The following is a 17,274-nucleotide window of genomic DNA, read 5'->3' as shown; positions in this document are numbered from 1 at the left end:
AGATTGTTCTATAAGATATCACGTCAGAGTCGAAATAGTCAATCTTTCGCGATCATTCTGGAATTTTTTTTGATTTTTTTTTGACTTTCGCCATTGAACTGCGGTCGGCGGAGTTGATGAACTGGTCAAGAACCGGCTTTGAGGGATTTTTCGACCTCTTCGAAGTCTTTTCTTTCGAGCGGATGGAGTTCCTTCAGGGAAAGCCCATCCTCTTCAGCAGCCTCGAACAGGCTGGTCGCTTTTTTCTTATCCCCTTTTTCCATATATGCTTGCGCCAATCGGAACTGTGAAGAGACTGTTGGGTTTTCATCAACAGCCTGGGTAAGGTCTTTGATTGCCTTGTCCAAGTTTCCACTCTTCAGGTACACGACACCACGGGTGTCGAGCATCGCAGCGATCGGGCCGACGACTTCAATCGCACTGTTGATCGCATCAAGCGCCCGTTTTTTGTCTTTCCCAGCCAAGGTGCTCAAGTAGGCAAAATTGTTAAGGGCGACGAGATTTTGAGGGTTCTTCTCCAGGATCTGTTCGTACAGAGCGACCGATTGGTCGTGTTCACCAGCTAAATCTTTTAAGTCTGCCAGATGCATGAGGATCTGATCAGGAGTTGCTGATTCCTTCACGGCTGACGTGATTTTTGCTTCAACTCGTTTAATTTCATTCTTCGTCGGTTGACCCGTTCTTAAAACAGCGACTGAAGTCTTGGCTGCCAGAGTGTCGGGGCCTTGCTCCCAGAGTTGATCGCAAAGGTCAAGGGCATCATTCAGGTGGTTTTGACGTGAGAGAATCGAGATGAGTTCCAGGTTGTCAGAGCTTCGTTCCGAGATCGCCATTGCTTTTCGGAAGTAAGTTTCTGCTTTGTCGTACGCTTTCAGTTCGGTGAAGAGTCGTGATGCCTTGCGGTGAAAGTATGCTTGGACTTCTTTCTTCAGGTCATCACGTTTCAGGAATGGCAGAAACTTTTGAATCGCAGGTGCGACTTGCCCATCGCTGAGAAGCCGGGTTCCTTCTACGAATTTGGCGTGCTCATCCGGGGACTCTGCTTCAAGGGTTTTTGAAAAGTCCCGTAGCACTGTCTGGCCATCACGATTTGTGAGGAGGTCCTGCACTGTTTGAGGCGATGTTGTGATCGAGTCCTCATTGTCCAGGAACTCAATGACGCTCTTCTCAGCTGCATCGATTCCGTTGGTTTTGTTTTGAATCGTGGCATCGAGGCGCAAAATCGCAAACGTTTGTGAGGACTTTAGTCTGGCTCGTTCCAACCACTTCTTCGCTTCGTCGAGTTCGTCGTGACGAACAAGAGCATGCGAAAACTCGATCATGAGTAAGTCAGCGTTGGGAAGACTTTGAGCCAGTCCTTCAAATGTTTGACGTGATTTTTCCCAGTTATCTGTCGCATCGTATAACCGTGCCAGGGTCAGTCGTTCGTCATTGTTGATTTCACCTCGCTCAGAGATCGTTTCCAGAATTTTGATTCGTTCTCGGTGATGCGCCTTGGTGGTGCGTGATGCGAGCATCTCCGCTTTCGTGCGGAGGTTGAATAATGATGTCTCTTGCGGACTGGCAGCGTCATCAATCAGTTTGAGAGCCTTCTGGATGTCTGAGTAGTTTCCTGAAGAAGCAAGACTTCGAGCGGAGCGGCTTCTCGCCCACTCTTTTAACTCGGGAGACGCTTTGCTTTCAGCTGAGCTGAGAGAGCTGAGCAGTGGAGTCGCTTTGTCGTAGTTTCCCTGACGGCTGAAAAAATCAGCAAGTACGTATTGCAAAAACGTGTTCGCCGGATCGGTATCGAAAGCTGCCTGGTAATATTGAGTCGATTTCTCCACGTTGCCAATCAGCTCGTACCCTCTGGCCAAAGTCAGTGGAGTTAAGTGCTGGGGGACATCCGGGAGTTTTTCCTCAGCTTGTTTTAATGTTGCTTCGGCTTCCTCAATTTGATCGTTGCGTCTGAGGTGGTCAACCATTGCCAACCATGCTTGGGGTTCTGTTTCGAAGCGTTTGATTGCAGTGCGAAGTGGTTCCATGACACGTTCATCGGATTCTTCCAATGCGGCTCGTTTTCGACTGAGCAGGACCAGGTCCCGGAAGTCGTTGGAACTCTCAGCTGCCGCTTCGGACAATTCAAGAGACTGGCCGTATTGCTGACGCTGCCAGGCGACGTTCGCTGCCAGGCGTGCGAGAGGGCCTGTAGTCAGTAGCTGTGGAGTTTTCTGAGAAGCTTCTTTCAGGAGCCGACCTGCTTCGTCGTATCGCTCCTTTTTGTACAAATCTTGGACGATAGTCCAGACAACTTCTAGTGAATAATCCCCAAGCTCAAACGCCTTGCGGAACTGTTCGAGAGCGACCTCTTCATCGCCCAGGAGTGCTTCAATACGTCCCAGAATTCGAGGGATCAGTGGCCAGAACGCACGCTGTAACTGAGCCTGTTCAAGCAATCCTCTCGCTTGAATTAGTTTATCTCGCTGTGCCGAAGTTAATTCGTCTTCTTGAGTTTTTACGGAGGCGACAAGTTCCTGCGCGAGAAGAACATTTCCAATCGGCCCGCCAGCTCCTTCAATCTCAATCAAGTCGGGAAGGTGGTTTTTCTTAAGGGACTCGTCATTGTTATTGTTGGCGATTTGAAGCAGGTGGACGCGAGCTAAGAGATTTTCCGGGTCGAGTTCGACGAGTTTCAGCCATGTCTGCTTCTCCCCTTCGATATCTCCCAGTGTTGTGTAAACACTCGCAATTCGCTGCAGTAATTGTTCAACCTCCGCAGGGTCCCAAGACTCAAGTCCCGTTTGTAACGATGTCAGCAGGCCGTCCGCTTCAAGTGGAGCCATAAGTCTGGCGATTTGGCTTTTCGCGGCCCGCAATTCAAATGAATCACCAAATTTTTCTTCAGCTTCGTCGATGATCCGTCTTGCTTCCTCGATTCGCTTTGAGCTTTCGACTTCGAGGTTTGAGAGAATGATGCTCACTTGGACGGTCACCAGTCCGGGGTCTTCCGGGTAAGCGAGGCGTGCTTTTGCAAGAAGCTCTTCCGCTTCCTCGCGACGACCTTGAAGATTGCTCAACTCCGCGCGAAAAGCTTCGATACCTGCGGTTGATGGAAGTCCTTTTTCCTTTCGGAGTGATAACTCAGCGTTGATCGCCTGATTGACGACATCCCAGCGTTGTTGCTCGACAGGTTTTTGAGACTCGCGATACAGTAGTAGCTGTGCCAATTCCAACGGGACTCCGGGGATTCCCTGAATAAGTCGGAATGTCTGGATTGCTTCATCATGGCGATTGGCAGCCCTGAGTGCGCGAGCTAATTCTAGTCGTGCGTTGTGCCAGAGTGGGTCCTGGCTCAGTGCCCGCCTGAAGACGACAATACGCCGGTCCGGGTTGTTGAGTCTCTCGTAACAAAGCCCCAGATTCAGATCGATGAGTCGTCGATGTCCAAGTTTCTGACCGGAATCTGTCGTCGATGCAAGGAGGTTGCGAACTCGTTCCAGCTTCGGAATCGCCTGCTTCCACTCTCTTCTCGCAACATGAAGCCGCGATTCAAGATAGTTCGTTACCCAGGATTCCCCAGCCTTTGTCCTGAAATCATTCAGGGATTCCTCAGCTTCCGCCCACTTCTCTACTGCAACTTTGGGGGCTGACTGTCCGCCCTGTGTGATCAACAGGTCGATGAACGTCATTTGAAAAATTAATTCGGTCTGGGTCAGTTCCTGACGCCTCTCTAAGTTCGCACCTTCTTTTTCCGCCTCAATCGCATCAAGCCCATTTTGAATCTCTTTTTGGGCAGCGACGAGATCCTTTCGTAGCATCTCCACTTCGTAGAGCGACATGAAAAAATTCGGGTTCGGATTCGGGAGGTTCAGCCCCTCTTTGGCGAATTCTGTTGCTTTTGTGAGATGAGAATTCACCAGATCCTCCCCATCTGCCTGTTGTGCAGCTTTGGCCTGAGTGATCTCCAGAGTGGCTGCCGCAAGCAACACTTCAGGATCATTCTTGGCGAGTTCCAGTGCTTTTTGGACGTCTGCGCTGGCTTGCTCAAGCTGATTGTTCCGGGTTCGGAAGTATGATCGTTCCAGGTGGGCCTGAAATTTCGGCTCGCCTTGGGTGACCATTGCTTCAAGAAGTTCAGTTGATCGCTCAGCGGGAGTTCGATCGTCGTAGGCGAGTTCTCCCTGTTCGTTTTTCGTGGCCCGTGTCGGGAAAATGTCCACGATTTGCTTCGGAGCCTGAACATCTTCGAGTTCTGACCGTTTCGGAATCTCTTCAGGGTAGCTCAGGAAAAGATCTGCTAATGCGGAGTAGGATTCAACATTCGTCTGATCGAAGTTCAGGACATTGAGATATCGTTTTGCACTCGCCGGGACTTCACCATTTGCCAGGTAGCAGCGAGCCGCTAGTAATGACAGTTTCGAATCGTGCTGAGACTTTTTTTCCAAAACCTTGATGTGGTCGAGCGCATCTGTGAATCGGCGAAGCGTCATCGCGATTTCAGCAATTCGCATGCGTAAATCGTCTCGAGCACCATCGATGCGGAGAGCTTGCTCATACGTGAAGTAGGCACGCTGAAGATCATTTCCATTCTGGGCGAGACCATCCAGCAATTCTGCATAATCGCCAATCGCTTTGGAGTCTTCCGGGCGAAAGCTAATATACGTTCGGTAGTACTGAGCAGCTTTCTGGAATTCGCTCTGGGCTTGCGCCTCCTTGGCTTCGTTGAGAAGCGAATCGGCATTCCGGTCAACTTGGTAAGCATGCAGGAAATGGATGCCAACTCCAAATACCAAGGTTCCCGCGATCAAGCTTAAGGCAAGCTTCAGGTTGAACGTCGTTCGCTTCCGATGCGCCTTGAATTCATTCGGAGGAGTCTCCTGCCCTGCGGGCTTGGAGGTCTCAGAGGAATCAGCGTTTTTTTTCTCTTCGTCAGCCACAACGGCCCTCTCGAATACTCAAATGAAAAAATTAGATGGACAGCGTCACTCTGTGGTCGGGGGGGGGAGTATTAGAACTGGTCCTGAAACCTGATATTGCTCTCTCAAACGTTGAGACAAGCGGCGATTCCAGAAGTTTTCGGACTGGTTCTAGACGTTATCCTGCGAAGATTATGACAATTGTTGCTACTCGACCATAGGGTGATCTTCAATTCGTTCCGGCGAAGTGAAGTTAGCTGTGAACTGATCCCGTCTGTGAGGTCGCGCTAGATGATTCACGAGAAATGGTTCCATTACCCATTTTTCAGAGAGCACTGTTTTCAAGTTTGGATCACTCAAAATCGATGCTGTACAAAAGCGTGACCCCGATCCAGCATTCCCCGCAAATTCTCCAAGCAATCTCACCTCGGCCCCCTCAACCCGCCAGAAACCAATTCAACCGCAATCTGAATTGTACGACACTTCCACCGACCCATGTCAAATTATTAACCCGAAAAGCCCCAAAGACAAGAAACAGCGGGTGGTGTTACTCTTTGAGTGAAAGTTTTTGGGGTTTGATCCGGAGCACTTGCACTTCCTGTCTTCGTCACCAAGGGACTCGCACTCACGTCTGAACAGTCAGCCTGATCACCACCAGGCAGAACGTGATGCCCATTTTTTGTTTTTCTAGAGTAATTCCAATACTTGGCCTTTACGTTCTGTCTCGTTGTGAACGTCAATTTTATTGGCAAAACGCGTTCTTTAGAGGGACACGGTAGGGAAAACTACTTTAGCGAAGTGATTCGATTCGCAGCACAATCGGAGTGTTATACACTCGGCCAACGACATAGCAGGCACCGAATTTGTCCTGAGTTTGCGACCCGTATAGTAAAACTCCTTTTTTTCCTTCGGTAAGTAGTGGTAGTTGAAGTGGGCTGGTCTTCGCCTGATAGGTTCTAAGGTTAAATTCACTCCACTCAAATCGATCCTTACCGTAGACAACTGCTGCAACAGTTTGGTCGCTCTTGCCAGCGAAAAGCGAAGGGGCGTATGAGGGCCCATCTGGGTGGATCCAATTTAATGGTTGGACGTAAGACTTTGAACCGGCTTGTGAAGGAGTGATTCGGAACAGAAAGCCTCGACTGGTTGTGAAAAGAATCGAACCATTCGAGAGTGTGGAAACTCCGACAATCCCATGATTCTCCCAGTAACTTTCAGTCAGGTAGTTCGAAAGTGGGGTTGAGCCAACCTCACGAAGTGAAGTGTCATACTCCACCAATTCGACGGTTACGTCAGAATCTTTTGAGGTTGGGTTTTTCGGTCGATCCAAAATTGAGCCTGTGTGGGTTAGTCGTGGAACGTAGGCATGGCCTCGCAGATCTGTGATAAAGTTTCGTGAGATGTGACCTCCGATTGCGCCCACGCGAACATGTTTTAGTTCTTTTTCACGAACATCCCATTGATAAAGTATGTGATCAAACAGCCCCAAACTATAGATCCACCTTCCCCCGCCAGAGACAGCGATGAGTCCTTCTGGAACGCTTGCTAAATGTTCGAAGACCTGGATTTGAGGATGGATTCTCCAGAGGTGTGACCCCCACGTCGGCAGCTGGCTGCCATCGCTGGCTTCGCCTTTTTCATCCATCGAAGCGAAGTACAGGTATCCGTCCTCTGCTTCGACAAATTTCGAATGCACCTTCGACTGGGATTCTCCCTCTCGAAGCAGTCCGAGTCGTCTCAGTTCGGGAAGGATACTACCAACTTCGGTCAGTGTTCCTCCGACAGGATCTAATTTGAAAACGCGAGCTGACGGCAGATGCTCTCGACCATCTGAAACGCCAAACCAAATATTCCCACTCGAGTCCGCGCCGGTCGATCCCCAAATAGCTTCTGGGAAGTCGGTCGTTGGAACAATAATGTTCTGAATCCGAAATTTGTCGCTCAGCCATTCTCGGTCGACAACCAGATCGACATGCCTTTCCTTGGGAAGTGATTGGGTCAAAGAGAAATGTGTTGTTTGATAGCTTGCCGTTGCTGTCCCGATAAGCCCGATTGCTCCTAAAGCTCCCAAGAATAGAACCCTTCTCAATGTGACGAGTCGTTGAGTGCTATCCAAGAATCCAAATTTGGCGAAATCGATCAGGGCGGGGCGAATGACAAGTCCAAGGATCCCTCCAATTCCAAGTAAGATCGCGTCTGTGACATCGGCATATCGGTCCATATTCCAAACCTGCCCGATCTCCAGGAGTGTTGCAATCATTGCCAAGAGCAGGACGCTTGCTCCAAATCTCCACTTTGTTTGCTTTAATGTCTCGCTGGATAACGCCAGGTCCCCAAGGAGGAACCCGATTGGCGCAAGTAATGCGAGTTGCCGAGAGATCGTAAGAAATGCATTCAGTTCAGTTCCCCAATACAGTCGTGCGAAGGGGACTTGCCAGAAATTCTGAAGACGAAATATCGTTTCACCGAGGACTCCTGGCCGAAGTGGGCCAACATAAAAAATTGCCAAGCCAGTCAAGTACGAGGCGATAATCACAACTGTGGAAACTGTTCTTGAAGCTCGTTTCTCAGGTGCTTCAAGCAGGCGATTTGTGATTGAACCGCCGAAGTGGCGGGTAACGTGAAATCCCATTAATGCACCGACAACTCCTGCCAGCATTCCAGTGAGAGTTGCATAACGCGAGAAGACTGGAATCTGAATGATTTCCAGGAATATCGGAATACAGACGGTCAGTGAGAGGGCTTTCCAAAGTGATCGATGGGAGGCACGGTCTTGCCAGCGACTTGTCCAAATTCCAATCGGGAAAAACATTATCGATGTGCCAAGTAGGTTGGCGAGTGTAGCGGAACTGAACTCAGGAAATTGTGCCGAAATTCTTCCGGCTTGCACTTTTGCTGCCAGCTCTGCCGAATTCAATATGAAGTCGAACGGCATTAATGTTGCGAAAAACAATGCAAGAATATAAAGCTGCAGAAACCAGTCTAGACTTGCTCCCGGGTTAGAGAGGCGAATCATTTGGCGGAACCACTTCACAGATGCTTGAATCGTTGCTAAGGCCACTACGCTGCCAAGGGTTGCGCCAATTGCCTCTGCGATGATGTCATTTTGTGAGACCGTGCGAGGTGGAAACCAAATTTGTAAAAATTCCGTTCCGATCGCAATCCCAGTGAGAATTAGCGCGACGCTACTACAAAGCAGGGCTCGCACAGCGAAGTTATTGCGATCGAAGATAAACGCACTCGCCCAGAAATATCCTAGCGGAACGTAGAGAAGAATGTTCGCAACCCAGTCCTGTCTTCTATTGACGTCAATTTGAAGAAATGGAGTGTCCAAAAAACGCTCGACTGCTGAATCGAAAGGCAGAGGCTGATAATTGAGTGGAACGAGTGAGCCGTAAATCGCAAACAGAGTCACTAAACAACCTGCCAGGGCGAATTGGCCGCGGGTTGGGATTGATATCGCACCGTTGCTTGGGGCATCGGGATGAGGCTTTATCTGTGGGCTCGTCTCTTCGGTGGGTGGTGTCCAGTCAGCCTCTGGCTGATCAGCGAGAGCCGGGAGCTTTGATGCGATTTCAATCCTGCGCGAGCGTCCCTCCTTTGCTCGATGGGAGACTTTCGAAAGCACGAAAAAAATTGTTGCTGCTGCGATGACGCTCCCCAGAAAACCAAATATTTGCAATGCTGAAACGGAGGCTAAACTTTTTGACGCGGACCATGGTTCAGGCGTGAATTCGGATTTGATGAAAATAGGATTCGTGTAGACAAGGTAGTCTTCACCACCATCCACGGAGCGTCGAGCACAAGCGCGGACAACGACACCTCCGTTTGGGGTCTTCAAATCCCATTGGTGGTTTGCGTTTCCCAGTTGAATGGTGTTTTCGACCAGTGTTTCAACTCCACTCTCGCTAATGCACACGAGTTCAATGGAGTCCAGCCAATTGGGCTCGCCGGTCAGATCTTGTTCTGGAATTTTGCAAGCGAACGAGACTGTTAATAGTGTCTCTGCCGGAACCGTTATCGCACCACCTGAGGGCACTGCTTGTTCAAGTCCGTTGATTGCAACTGAGAAATCGAGTTCGGTCGCGATCCCCCCTTGGCCGCTGTAAAAATCGCCGGAGTGTAATGCCAACAAAACTCCGTTTGAGGTAGGCTCACTCGTTTGTATCCAAGTTTCGGTGAGTGGGGTGGGAGGGTCGGTTGTCGTTTGGGAGCTCGAAATTGCTGCAAGGACATTCAAATCGCGTTTCAGCAGCTGATTCCAAGATTCTTCTCGGGAATTCAATGTGTCGAGTGAGGGGACCTGGGGAGTGAAGCCCCTGTCCTGAGCAGGGAATATGGGGAACCCGAGTACCAGTTCACTCACTCTCATCAATGCAGCAACGGGAATGACAATTTCGGAAGCTGACTCCCCGAGCCAGCGATACGAGTGTGAGATGACCACTGGTCGAAGGCCATTGTGGACGGCGTTTTTTTCCAACCAACTCAACGTTTTTTTTACGGACTCCAGCGTATTAGTCTCGAACTCCAACGTCCCGACGAACTTTTCGAACTGACGCTGGTTGTCGAATTCTTCAGGAGTTTCTGGGAAGAGAATTGTGAGGTCGAATGAGTACTCGTCGCTTGAGATGTTCCAACTGATTCCTGAAAGAATGACGATCTCTGGATGCTCTCGCCTCGCACTGAGAATTGATGACTCAAAACGAGCAAGGTCTGAGTTGTTTAAATGCTCGTTGCTCTTAAGCTGAATCGGTCGAAGAATGGAGACAACTTGGGTTCCGGAGTCACTCCTCTCTTGAAGATAACCATTCACCGAGTGCGACTCACTGGGGAATCTAATGCTTGGAAGCAGTTCGGATTTCATCCAGTTCGGAGAATTCGCATGAAACGAGTGACTCGGGATCGGAGTTTTGTGATCCTGCGAATAACACTCTCGGGTAGAGAATGTTGCTACATTCGCCCAGAGGATAGTGATCAAGAATGCCGACCAGACTACTCGGTGTGAAGCACGCGATGGATTGTTTGGTTGCTCAAGCGGCATTTCATCGAGTCTGGAAAGAGATGGTGCGGGTTGAGAAGAGTGATCGCAGAAGCAGGTAGCAGCTCCACCCGATGATTAACCCTGACGCATTTGCGAGCATGTCTGAGATCGCAGCGTGTCGATTGGGGATGAACCACTGCAGCAGTTCGGTGATCACCGCGTAGAATCCAGATGCGTAAAGCAACTTGCTGGTTCGACCTGAGGGTGAGAACTGAGTGCTCAGAAGAAAACCCAACACTGCGAAGGCAGACAAATGTTGAATCAGGTCGGACATTGTGAAAATAGAAAACTCATCCGGTTGACTCAGACCTGTGAGGAACCAGAGAGGGTGTGGAGCAAGCAGCAAATAAGTGAGTAAGGTCCAGTACGGAAGAATTAATCGGGAAAACGATTTTCTAAGCCAATCTCCATCACCTGTTCTTTTGTTGCTGGTCAATGGTAGGCTTTCCCCATCGTAAAAATGAGAGTCAGTGATTTGAGGTGATTTCGCCATTTTTCACTGGTTTCAGTACATCTTTCAACACATTCAAGTCCTGAACTTCACTGAACTCTTCCTTCCAGTCGATACCATTTTGCAGACTTAGTAAAGAAATTCAAGAAGAGGCGCCATTGGAATCAGTTTGTCAAATACTGAAAGAGTTTTCAGGCGGAAGGTCTTTCAATATGAAAAATTCCTATTTCTCTAATCGTGGCACTGGCGTATGCTTAATAGATAGTGATTTATCAGTGGGGCGTGATATGAACGTTGCATCCGCAAGCATTACTAAATGTCAAGTTGAAGCGACTTCGGCTGTTGGACCAGTCTGGGAAAAGGAACCAAAGATTGCGCCTTCGCAGCCTGAGTTTCGAATTCATGAGTTCCAAAATCGTAACTGGGTTGTTTTTGATCAGTCAGATGAAGTGAGGTTTTCGGGGTCTTTGGGGGAATGCGAGGACTGGTTGGACTGGGAAGAAAATCAGGAAGGCCGAAAAGGATTGATCAAATTCGTTCAGGTTTTCTTTGCCTCTAGTCGCTGATTCCTCGGATTGCATATTTTCATTAGGGCTTCGTCGAGTTGCTCAACAGCTTGTCATAGATTGCTCGGACTTTTTCCATACGGACCGAAAAACTGAATTCGTTTTCGATGGTCTTACGGGCATTCCGCGTGAGTCTCTCTCGGAGTTCGGGATTCAGCATGATCTCTTGGATTGCTGTCTCAATTTGCGAAACGTCTCCCGCCTCAACAAGAAGTCCATTCTCTCGGTCTTGGACTAATTTCGGAACACCGGCAATACGGGTCGCTACGACAGGAACTTCCATTGCCATCGCTTCCAAAACCACATTGGGAAGCCCTTCTCGATGACTGCTCAGGACGTATAGGTCCATTGCTTCATAGAGAGACTTGGTGTCAGAGCGGTAACCGAGCAGCTGGATTCGGTCTGAATGCCCCGATTCCGCGATTTGCTTTTCCAGTCTCTCTCTCTCGACTCCTTCTCCGATAATCGCAAGCCCAACGTTTAGACCAGCCTCGATCAACCGAGTCACAGCTTCGATCAGTAGGTCAAACCCCTTTTCATCCGACAAACGTCCGACGGCTCCGATCAGAAACTGACTTTGTTCGAAACCGACTGTTGTTTTGGCTTCGTCTGTTGAAGTGCTTCGTTTGAACTGCTCGGAGTCAATTGCGTTTTGGATCAAGCTGCAACGCTGTTGAGGAACTCCCATCTCCGTGCAAGTTTCGTATAAGTCTTCTGAAACACAAATGACATGATCGTGGCGACGGATCGCTTGGCGGTCGACCCAGTAATAGAGTAGGACTTTGGGGGTTTGATGCCCCCAGCCATGGACTGTTGTCACAAGGTGCATGCGATGGAATCGTCTAAGGAGTAAACCAAGCGCATTCGTCTTGTAGTCATGTCCATGCCAGATTGAGACATTGTTTTCCTTGCAGACTTTGAGGAGTTTGCGAACAATCGAAAAGTCCAGCGCACCTTTGTCTGGAATTGTGATTAAGGGGCATTCCGACTGAGTTGCTATCGTTTTTAGAGTTTCGATCCCCTCGTCTTCAGGAGGGTGCAGGTAAACGCAAGCACTTGAGTAGCCGAGTTCTTTGAGGAATCGTGGCGAGTTCAAGATGGTCTTGTCTGGTCCTCCCCCGGTTTTTGTAACAACTCGTGTGTGTAGGATTGAAGGAGTGCGAAGTTTATAGTTCATTTCCCACTCGATTGTTCTTTTTCATTCGAGGTTGCTCGCCTTTTCATCAAGACCAGCCGCTTGGGAGTCATTGCGTCGACAGCACGTTGTTGCTGCCCTGGTAATTGACGGAGGAGCTTTCCAGCCAGTAGTCGCCCTGCCGGGACATGTTCTTGATACGATTCCGTTTCAATCCATCCCTTGGCCTGTAGATCCTTATATAATCTGGGCCGGCGCGAGGGGGAAATTAAGATGAAATCTCCCGACGAGGGTGCCGTTGCTGTTACAGACTTTATTTCGGTGACCGAGCGAAGAATTGAGTTCCTGCCTAACTCTGTGCCCGGGGAAACTCCTGGAGGTGGGTTAACTGAATTGTCAAGCCAGAGCAGCGCTACGAATTCATATGGTTCTGAAGCGACAGGACCGGGGGGCTCTTTACTCAGGAATTCGCGATGAGCTGCTAGTGCACTCCCTCCATTGTCGAATGATGCACATACGAGGCCACTTGTGCAAAGTACAGTAATGATAGAATAGCGTAAAAATGGGATGCGAATATTGCTGATGTGGTAACTTAAAATGAATGCGGCAGGAATCGTTAGTCCAGCAGAGTATCGAGGATCACGTTGTAGTGGGACCCAGTCTGTCGGGACGGTCGTTCCGTAGTATTGCCAAATGAACCCAAATATTAGCCAGATTGCGAAAGGGGCTGTCTTCAGGTTTCGGATTGAGAAGAATGCTAGCACAAGACTGGCTGTCATGAAGATACTAAATTCATGGCTGAGAAGAAGCATGAGTAGCGGATCAGTGATGAACCCTCCGCCGGCAGTGGATGTACTGATTAGAGTTAAGTTGGCCGGGTTTTCCTGCTGATGAAGAATGCTGTCGATTCTGTATAAAGGGTCGCCGTGATAAAAATTGAATAACACTGATTCAATCACAAGGATGGTTAGAGGAGCTATTGTTGCGATCAGGATTTTTGGACGAATTATTCGACCGCTCGTTACCAGTAATGCTATGTAGACAGGTCCATCCAATAGAATTGTTTCACGAAAAAGGTATCCGATTCCAAAGCAAAGTCCGGCAAGCAGAAAAGAGAGTCGCGAGTCGGTTTTAAGTGCATGGATCCAAAATAAGAGGCTGAGAGAACTTAGGCAGCTGACGGGTATGTCCGGGAAGAAGTGAGTCGCGTAGATTATTTCGAGAGGAATTATTGCCATGATTATCCCTGAAAGTATCCCGTATTTGCGACCTAGTAGAATGTTGCCGCCAATAATTGCTACGGCAATTTTCAAGGTGCTAAAGAATAATGGAATGGCAACAAAACTAAACTGGATGTTTCCGGTTGTTTTTAGGATTGCAGAAGGCAGGAAGGTCATGCCTGCTCTTGTGGTCCAATGTGTCTGCTCTAGTGTTGGGTTACTACCATGTGCCAGGGATAGTACCTGAGCCGCATAAATGACATCGTCTCCCATTGCGAGCCCGGTGAAGAATGAAATTCGAATTAAAAATCCAGCAGTGATGATTATGCAAATGACAGTTAGGTCCATAGCTGTGCATTTCCAAGACTCATCCGGATTTAATGTCGCCGTCGGCGGGATTTTGTCATTTGCGATTTGGTTCATGGGGCGTTTTTCGGGGTATCATGTAGGACGCTGACCAATTTTTCTCCAACAGAACTCCAGTCGTAAGTCTTTTCAACCAAGTTTAGAGCGTTGAAAGTCTGTAATCTATTGAGGCAATTTTCGGATACGAATTTCGAGAGTGAATCAGCGAATTCGTCGTGCTTACTCACGATGAGGTGTTCGCCATCGACGACTTCTAAACCTTCGCAGCCGACGGGTGTGCTGACGACCGGAAGGCTGGCTGCAAAGGCTTCGAGGATTTTGAGACGGGTCCCGCCTCCAGATTGTAATGGAACTGCCAGAACTGAGGCGCGATGGTAGTGAGAGAGAATTTCAGGTGCGTTCGGGATGACGGTCACACCTTCTAAGTTGTTGAGAGTCTGTATTTCGGGGACTGGGTTTCGCCCAACGATTGTTAAGGTCGCGTCGTTTGAGTGTTGTCGAACTTTTGGGATCACTTCGTTTGCCAGAAAGAGTGCGGCGCTGATGTTCGGCGCCCATGACAGGTCTCCTACAAATAGGATCTCCCGGCTGTTTGTGTTTGGTTTTTCCTTGTTGTTTTTGTATTGCTCGCAATTGACTCCGTTGGGAATTGTAGAGGCAAACGTTGCACCGAGGCTTCGAAAGTGTTCGCGTTCAATGTCAGAAACAGCAAAAACTGAGCGAGCGGATTTCGCGACTTGTTCTTCAGCCTTCTGGATCAGTTGAGTCTCGTGGTGAAGGTACGCTTTCTTCAGAGGGTTCCTAGTTTCATTTGCGAGTCGTTGAGATATCGCTGAGTAAACGTTGTGCATGTCGACGACGAACGGAAGATCGCCGATCTCCTTGCGATAGGTAAATGAATCGAGATGGTCAAAATACACCAAATCCGGTCGCTCGAGTTCAATTTGCTTTCTGATTTCTGCGGCAACTTGCTTCCAGTAGTGCCGTCGATAGAAAACGTATGATTCTCGTCGGACGATTGATTTGAGGATTTTCCATGCTTCAGTGTGTCGTTTTCGCACGCATCCCGGAACGGGGATCACATTGATGCCTTGCTCAATAAGTGCTCTCACGTTTTCGTCTTGGGAAGGATCCGCAGGAACGACCAGACGCAGAGAAGCAGACTTCGATATTTCACGTAGCAAATAAAAAGATCGAAGGTGACCACCAGAATTTAACGGCCATGGGATCTCGCTGGTCACAGCGAGAATTTTCAGTGAGTTGGTGGGCATCTCAGGAATACAATTTACAGATGAAGTCGGTATCAAGAATGGTGGAAGTCTGGAGAGTTTAAGGAATCCCTTTAACAATCCACGGGCCGATGATGTTGGCGAGCCAGACCGGAAGACGTTTCCAAAGTTCGATCAACATCTTTTTCTTTCCGCTGTCGGGCCGCATATCGTCAACATTGCCTTCGCGGAGATAGTATTGCCAGATGGCAGGTTCTTGTTGACAGCCCCATTGTTTTTTGAACTTGAATGTCGGCCCATCTATTGTAGAACGGCCGAAGTCGAAAATCGTCTGGCCCCGTTCGACGCTGCGTACGAGTAAGTTCCAATACATCAGCATGTTGGCGTTTGTTCGATTGTATTCGGGAAGTGAACTCGCGCTCGGAACTTCTGTGACTGTTGAACCATGAATCAGCAGCGCAACAGCAATAGGTCTTTTGCCATCGCGAACAGAACAAAATTCGGCGCCATCTTTGAATTCATCAAGTATCGCAGCGAAGAACTTTCGGCCATAAACTGGCGTCCCCAAGTCTCGCATCCGCCGGCTGAAAACCTTGTAGAAGTCATTGAGGAGTTCGGGGCCACCCCAATGGATTGTGAAACCTTGCTTCTCACCTTTTTTGACTTGATTGCGAACACTCGCCTTGAGGGCAGCTCGTTGGGCTTCTACGTTTTCTTGGAGTGCCAGTCGCATGTGAATTTTTGTTGTGAGTTCCGCATTGAAACCAGGGTTCACCCTCGGTTCTTCATGTCGAAGTTCAAGGTAGCGACAGTCGTGCTCATCAGTGAGGTGGATGGCCTGCTCAATGAGCATCGCGGCAGCTGCTTCGTCGTCAGTTTTGACACCTCCTGAGTTCAGGTAAGGTAAGCCAACAAGAAATTTTCCAAAGATTGGCCCTTGAACCTTGGCCAATGGGAGTTGTCCAATCACGCTCTCGCCACGCTTGGCTCGCAAGAGGAGCGGGCGGTGACCAAAACCTTTTGCAAGCACCCGCAGCCATCTCAGGTCGTTAGCTGGGTGATCCGGCAACGCTTGGTCTCTCCAGATCTCGGACGCCGAATTCAGCACATCTTGATTTTGCAGAACCTCAAGTGTGAGTGGTTGGCTCGATGGTGTTTCAGAGATTGTTTCGATTTCTTTTTGCATTGCAGGGTGACAGCTTACGTGGATGCGATGCCCGACATCGCATCGTAAAGTTCCTGGTATCTTCTGTGGTTTTCAATTTCTGAAAAATGTTGACGAGCCCGCTGGCGGCCAGATTCTCCGAGTCGACTTCGCAGTGCCGGGTCTTTCCCAAGTGTGATTAAGTAACTCGCAAGGGTTTCATCATCTCCAGATGGGGCGAGATAGCCTGTTTTATCTTGAATGACAACTTCAGAGTTTCCGCCTACGTCAGTCGCCACAACCGGCAGTCCGGCAGCCATTCCTTCAATCAGCGTCAACGGAATTCCTTCGCTCAAGCTCGACAAAAAGCAGACATCGGAGGCTTGCAGGATTTCCGGAATATCGTGGCGTGTCCCAAGTAGTGTGATTGTCTGTTCAAGTTGTGCCTCACGAATTTCTGCCTCAATTTTCGTACGCTCTTCTCCTTCGCCAACGAAAAGCATTCGGAAATTCGGCAGCTGTTCAGCGACGCGTCTGGCGGTCCGAATCGCTGTCGAGTGATCCTTTAAATCGTTCAGGCGACCAACAAGTGAGACGACAAAATCATTCTCGCCGATTGCAAGTTCGTTACGAATCCTGCTGCGTGCAGAAGCGTCTGTTGCCTCAAATTTGGTGAGGTCGATTCCATTGTAGATCACCTGAGTCCGATTTTCAGGGATTCCTTCGTTGTCTACAAGAGCTTTACGAACAGCCTCGCCAACGCCAACGATGCGGTCATTTTTTCGCATTAACAGTCGATTGAAGATGGCATGCTTTCGATTAGGAAGATCGGGGAAAAAACGGCCATGTTCGGTAAAAAGAATGGGAGGTCGACGGCCGGAAATCCCGGTGGTCAATGCGTAGAAAAATGGAGTGTACTGATGGGCATGAACGATTGTTGCCTCTTGTGATTTCAGTTCTTCTTTCAATGCTCGCGAGCAAGTCCAGTCAATTCCTGTTCCGCGATGGAGAACGACGAGAGGAAAACCTTCATCACGGAGTTGTTCTCCTAACTCTCCGACGGAATCGAGGCAAACAAAAACAAACCGATACCGATCCCCCAATCTCCGAGCCAACCCTGCAGCAAGAACCTCGGCACCGCCGACAGTCATGCTATGCAGCAGTTGAACGATTGTGATTTTAGGAGACATGTTTTTTAAACCGAAAAGTCAAGAAGTTGATCCGCAT

The 17,274-nt window shown here is 49.1% G+C and carries 9 protein-coding genes; 1 reads left to right on the top strand and 8 read right to left on the bottom strand.

The features are described 5' to 3' along the window. Positions 1–125: 125 nt before the first annotated feature. From Mal48_RS18280 to Mal48_RS18270, 3 genes are all read right to left on the bottom strand, one after another. On the bottom strand, positions 126–4,916 hold the full coding sequence (locus Mal48_RS18280; protein ID WP_145202945.1) for a tetratricopeptide repeat protein: 4,791 nt from the start codon (positions 4,914–4,916) through the stop codon (positions 126–128). Between the two features lie 769 nt (positions 4,917–5,685). Then, a complete protein-coding gene (locus Mal48_RS18275; protein WP_197441810.1) occupies positions 5,686–9,708 on the bottom strand; it encodes a VanZ family protein in 4,023 nt (1,340 codons plus the stop codon). 229 nt (positions 9,709–9,937) lie between these two features. Further along, the gene (locus tag Mal48_RS18270; protein ID WP_145202939.1) at positions 9,938–10,429 is read right to left on the bottom strand and encodes a VanZ family protein; all 492 of its coding nucleotides are present in this window, start codon (positions 10,427–10,429) and stop codon (positions 9,938–9,940) included. A gap of 170 nt (positions 10,430–10,599) precedes the next feature. Between Mal48_RS18270 and Mal48_RS18265 the strand changes: the two genes are divergently transcribed. Continuing rightward, a complete protein-coding gene (locus tag Mal48_RS18265) occupies positions 10,600–10,953 on the top strand; it encodes a hypothetical protein (RefSeq protein ID WP_145202936.1) in 354 nt (117 codons plus the stop codon). Positions 10,954–10,975: 22 nt separating this feature from the next. Here Mal48_RS18265 and Mal48_RS18260 read toward each other — a convergent pair whose 3' ends face one another. From Mal48_RS18260 to pelF, 5 genes are read right to left on the bottom strand one after another with little or no spacing between them, the layout of a single operon-like run. Beyond that, positions 10,976–12,130: a glycosyltransferase gene (locus Mal48_RS18260; RefSeq protein ID WP_145202933.1), complete on the bottom strand. Its 1,155-nt coding sequence runs from the start codon at positions 12,128–12,130 to the stop codon at positions 10,976–10,978. Continuing rightward, entirely contained in the window at positions 12,127–13,731 is a 1,605-nt protein-coding gene (locus Mal48_RS18255; RefSeq protein WP_145202930.1) for an ArnT family glycosyltransferase, read from the bottom strand. The genes Mal48_RS18260 and Mal48_RS18255 overlap by 4 nt, the downstream gene beginning before the upstream one ends. Beyond that, a complete protein-coding gene (locus Mal48_RS18250) occupies positions 13,728–14,945 on the bottom strand; it encodes a glycosyltransferase family 4 protein (RefSeq protein ID WP_145202928.1) in 1,218 nt (405 codons plus the stop codon). Before Mal48_RS18250 ends, Mal48_RS18255 begins: the two co-directional genes overlap by 4 nt. Positions 14,946–15,003: 58 nt before the next feature. After that, entirely contained in the window at positions 15,004–16,089 is a 1,086-nt protein-coding gene (locus tag Mal48_RS18245) for a FemAB family XrtA/PEP-CTERM system-associated protein (protein WP_145202925.1), read from the bottom strand. A 14-nt stretch (positions 16,090–16,103) separates the two neighbouring features. Then, positions 16,104–17,237: a GT4 family glycosyltransferase PelF gene (pelF, locus tag Mal48_RS18240; protein ID WP_145202922.1), complete on the bottom strand. Its 1,134-nt coding sequence runs from the start codon at positions 17,235–17,237 to the stop codon at positions 16,104–16,106. Between the last annotated feature and the right edge of the window lie 37 nt (positions 17,238–17,274).

This window comes from Thalassoglobus polymorphus (assembly GCF_007744255.1).
Classification (GTDB): domain Bacteria; phylum Planctomycetota; class Planctomycetia; order Planctomycetales; family Planctomycetaceae; genus Thalassoglobus; species Thalassoglobus polymorphus.
The sequence above is the reverse complement of the archived record's forward strand: the minus strand, read 5'-3'. Positions and strand labels throughout refer to the sequence as shown.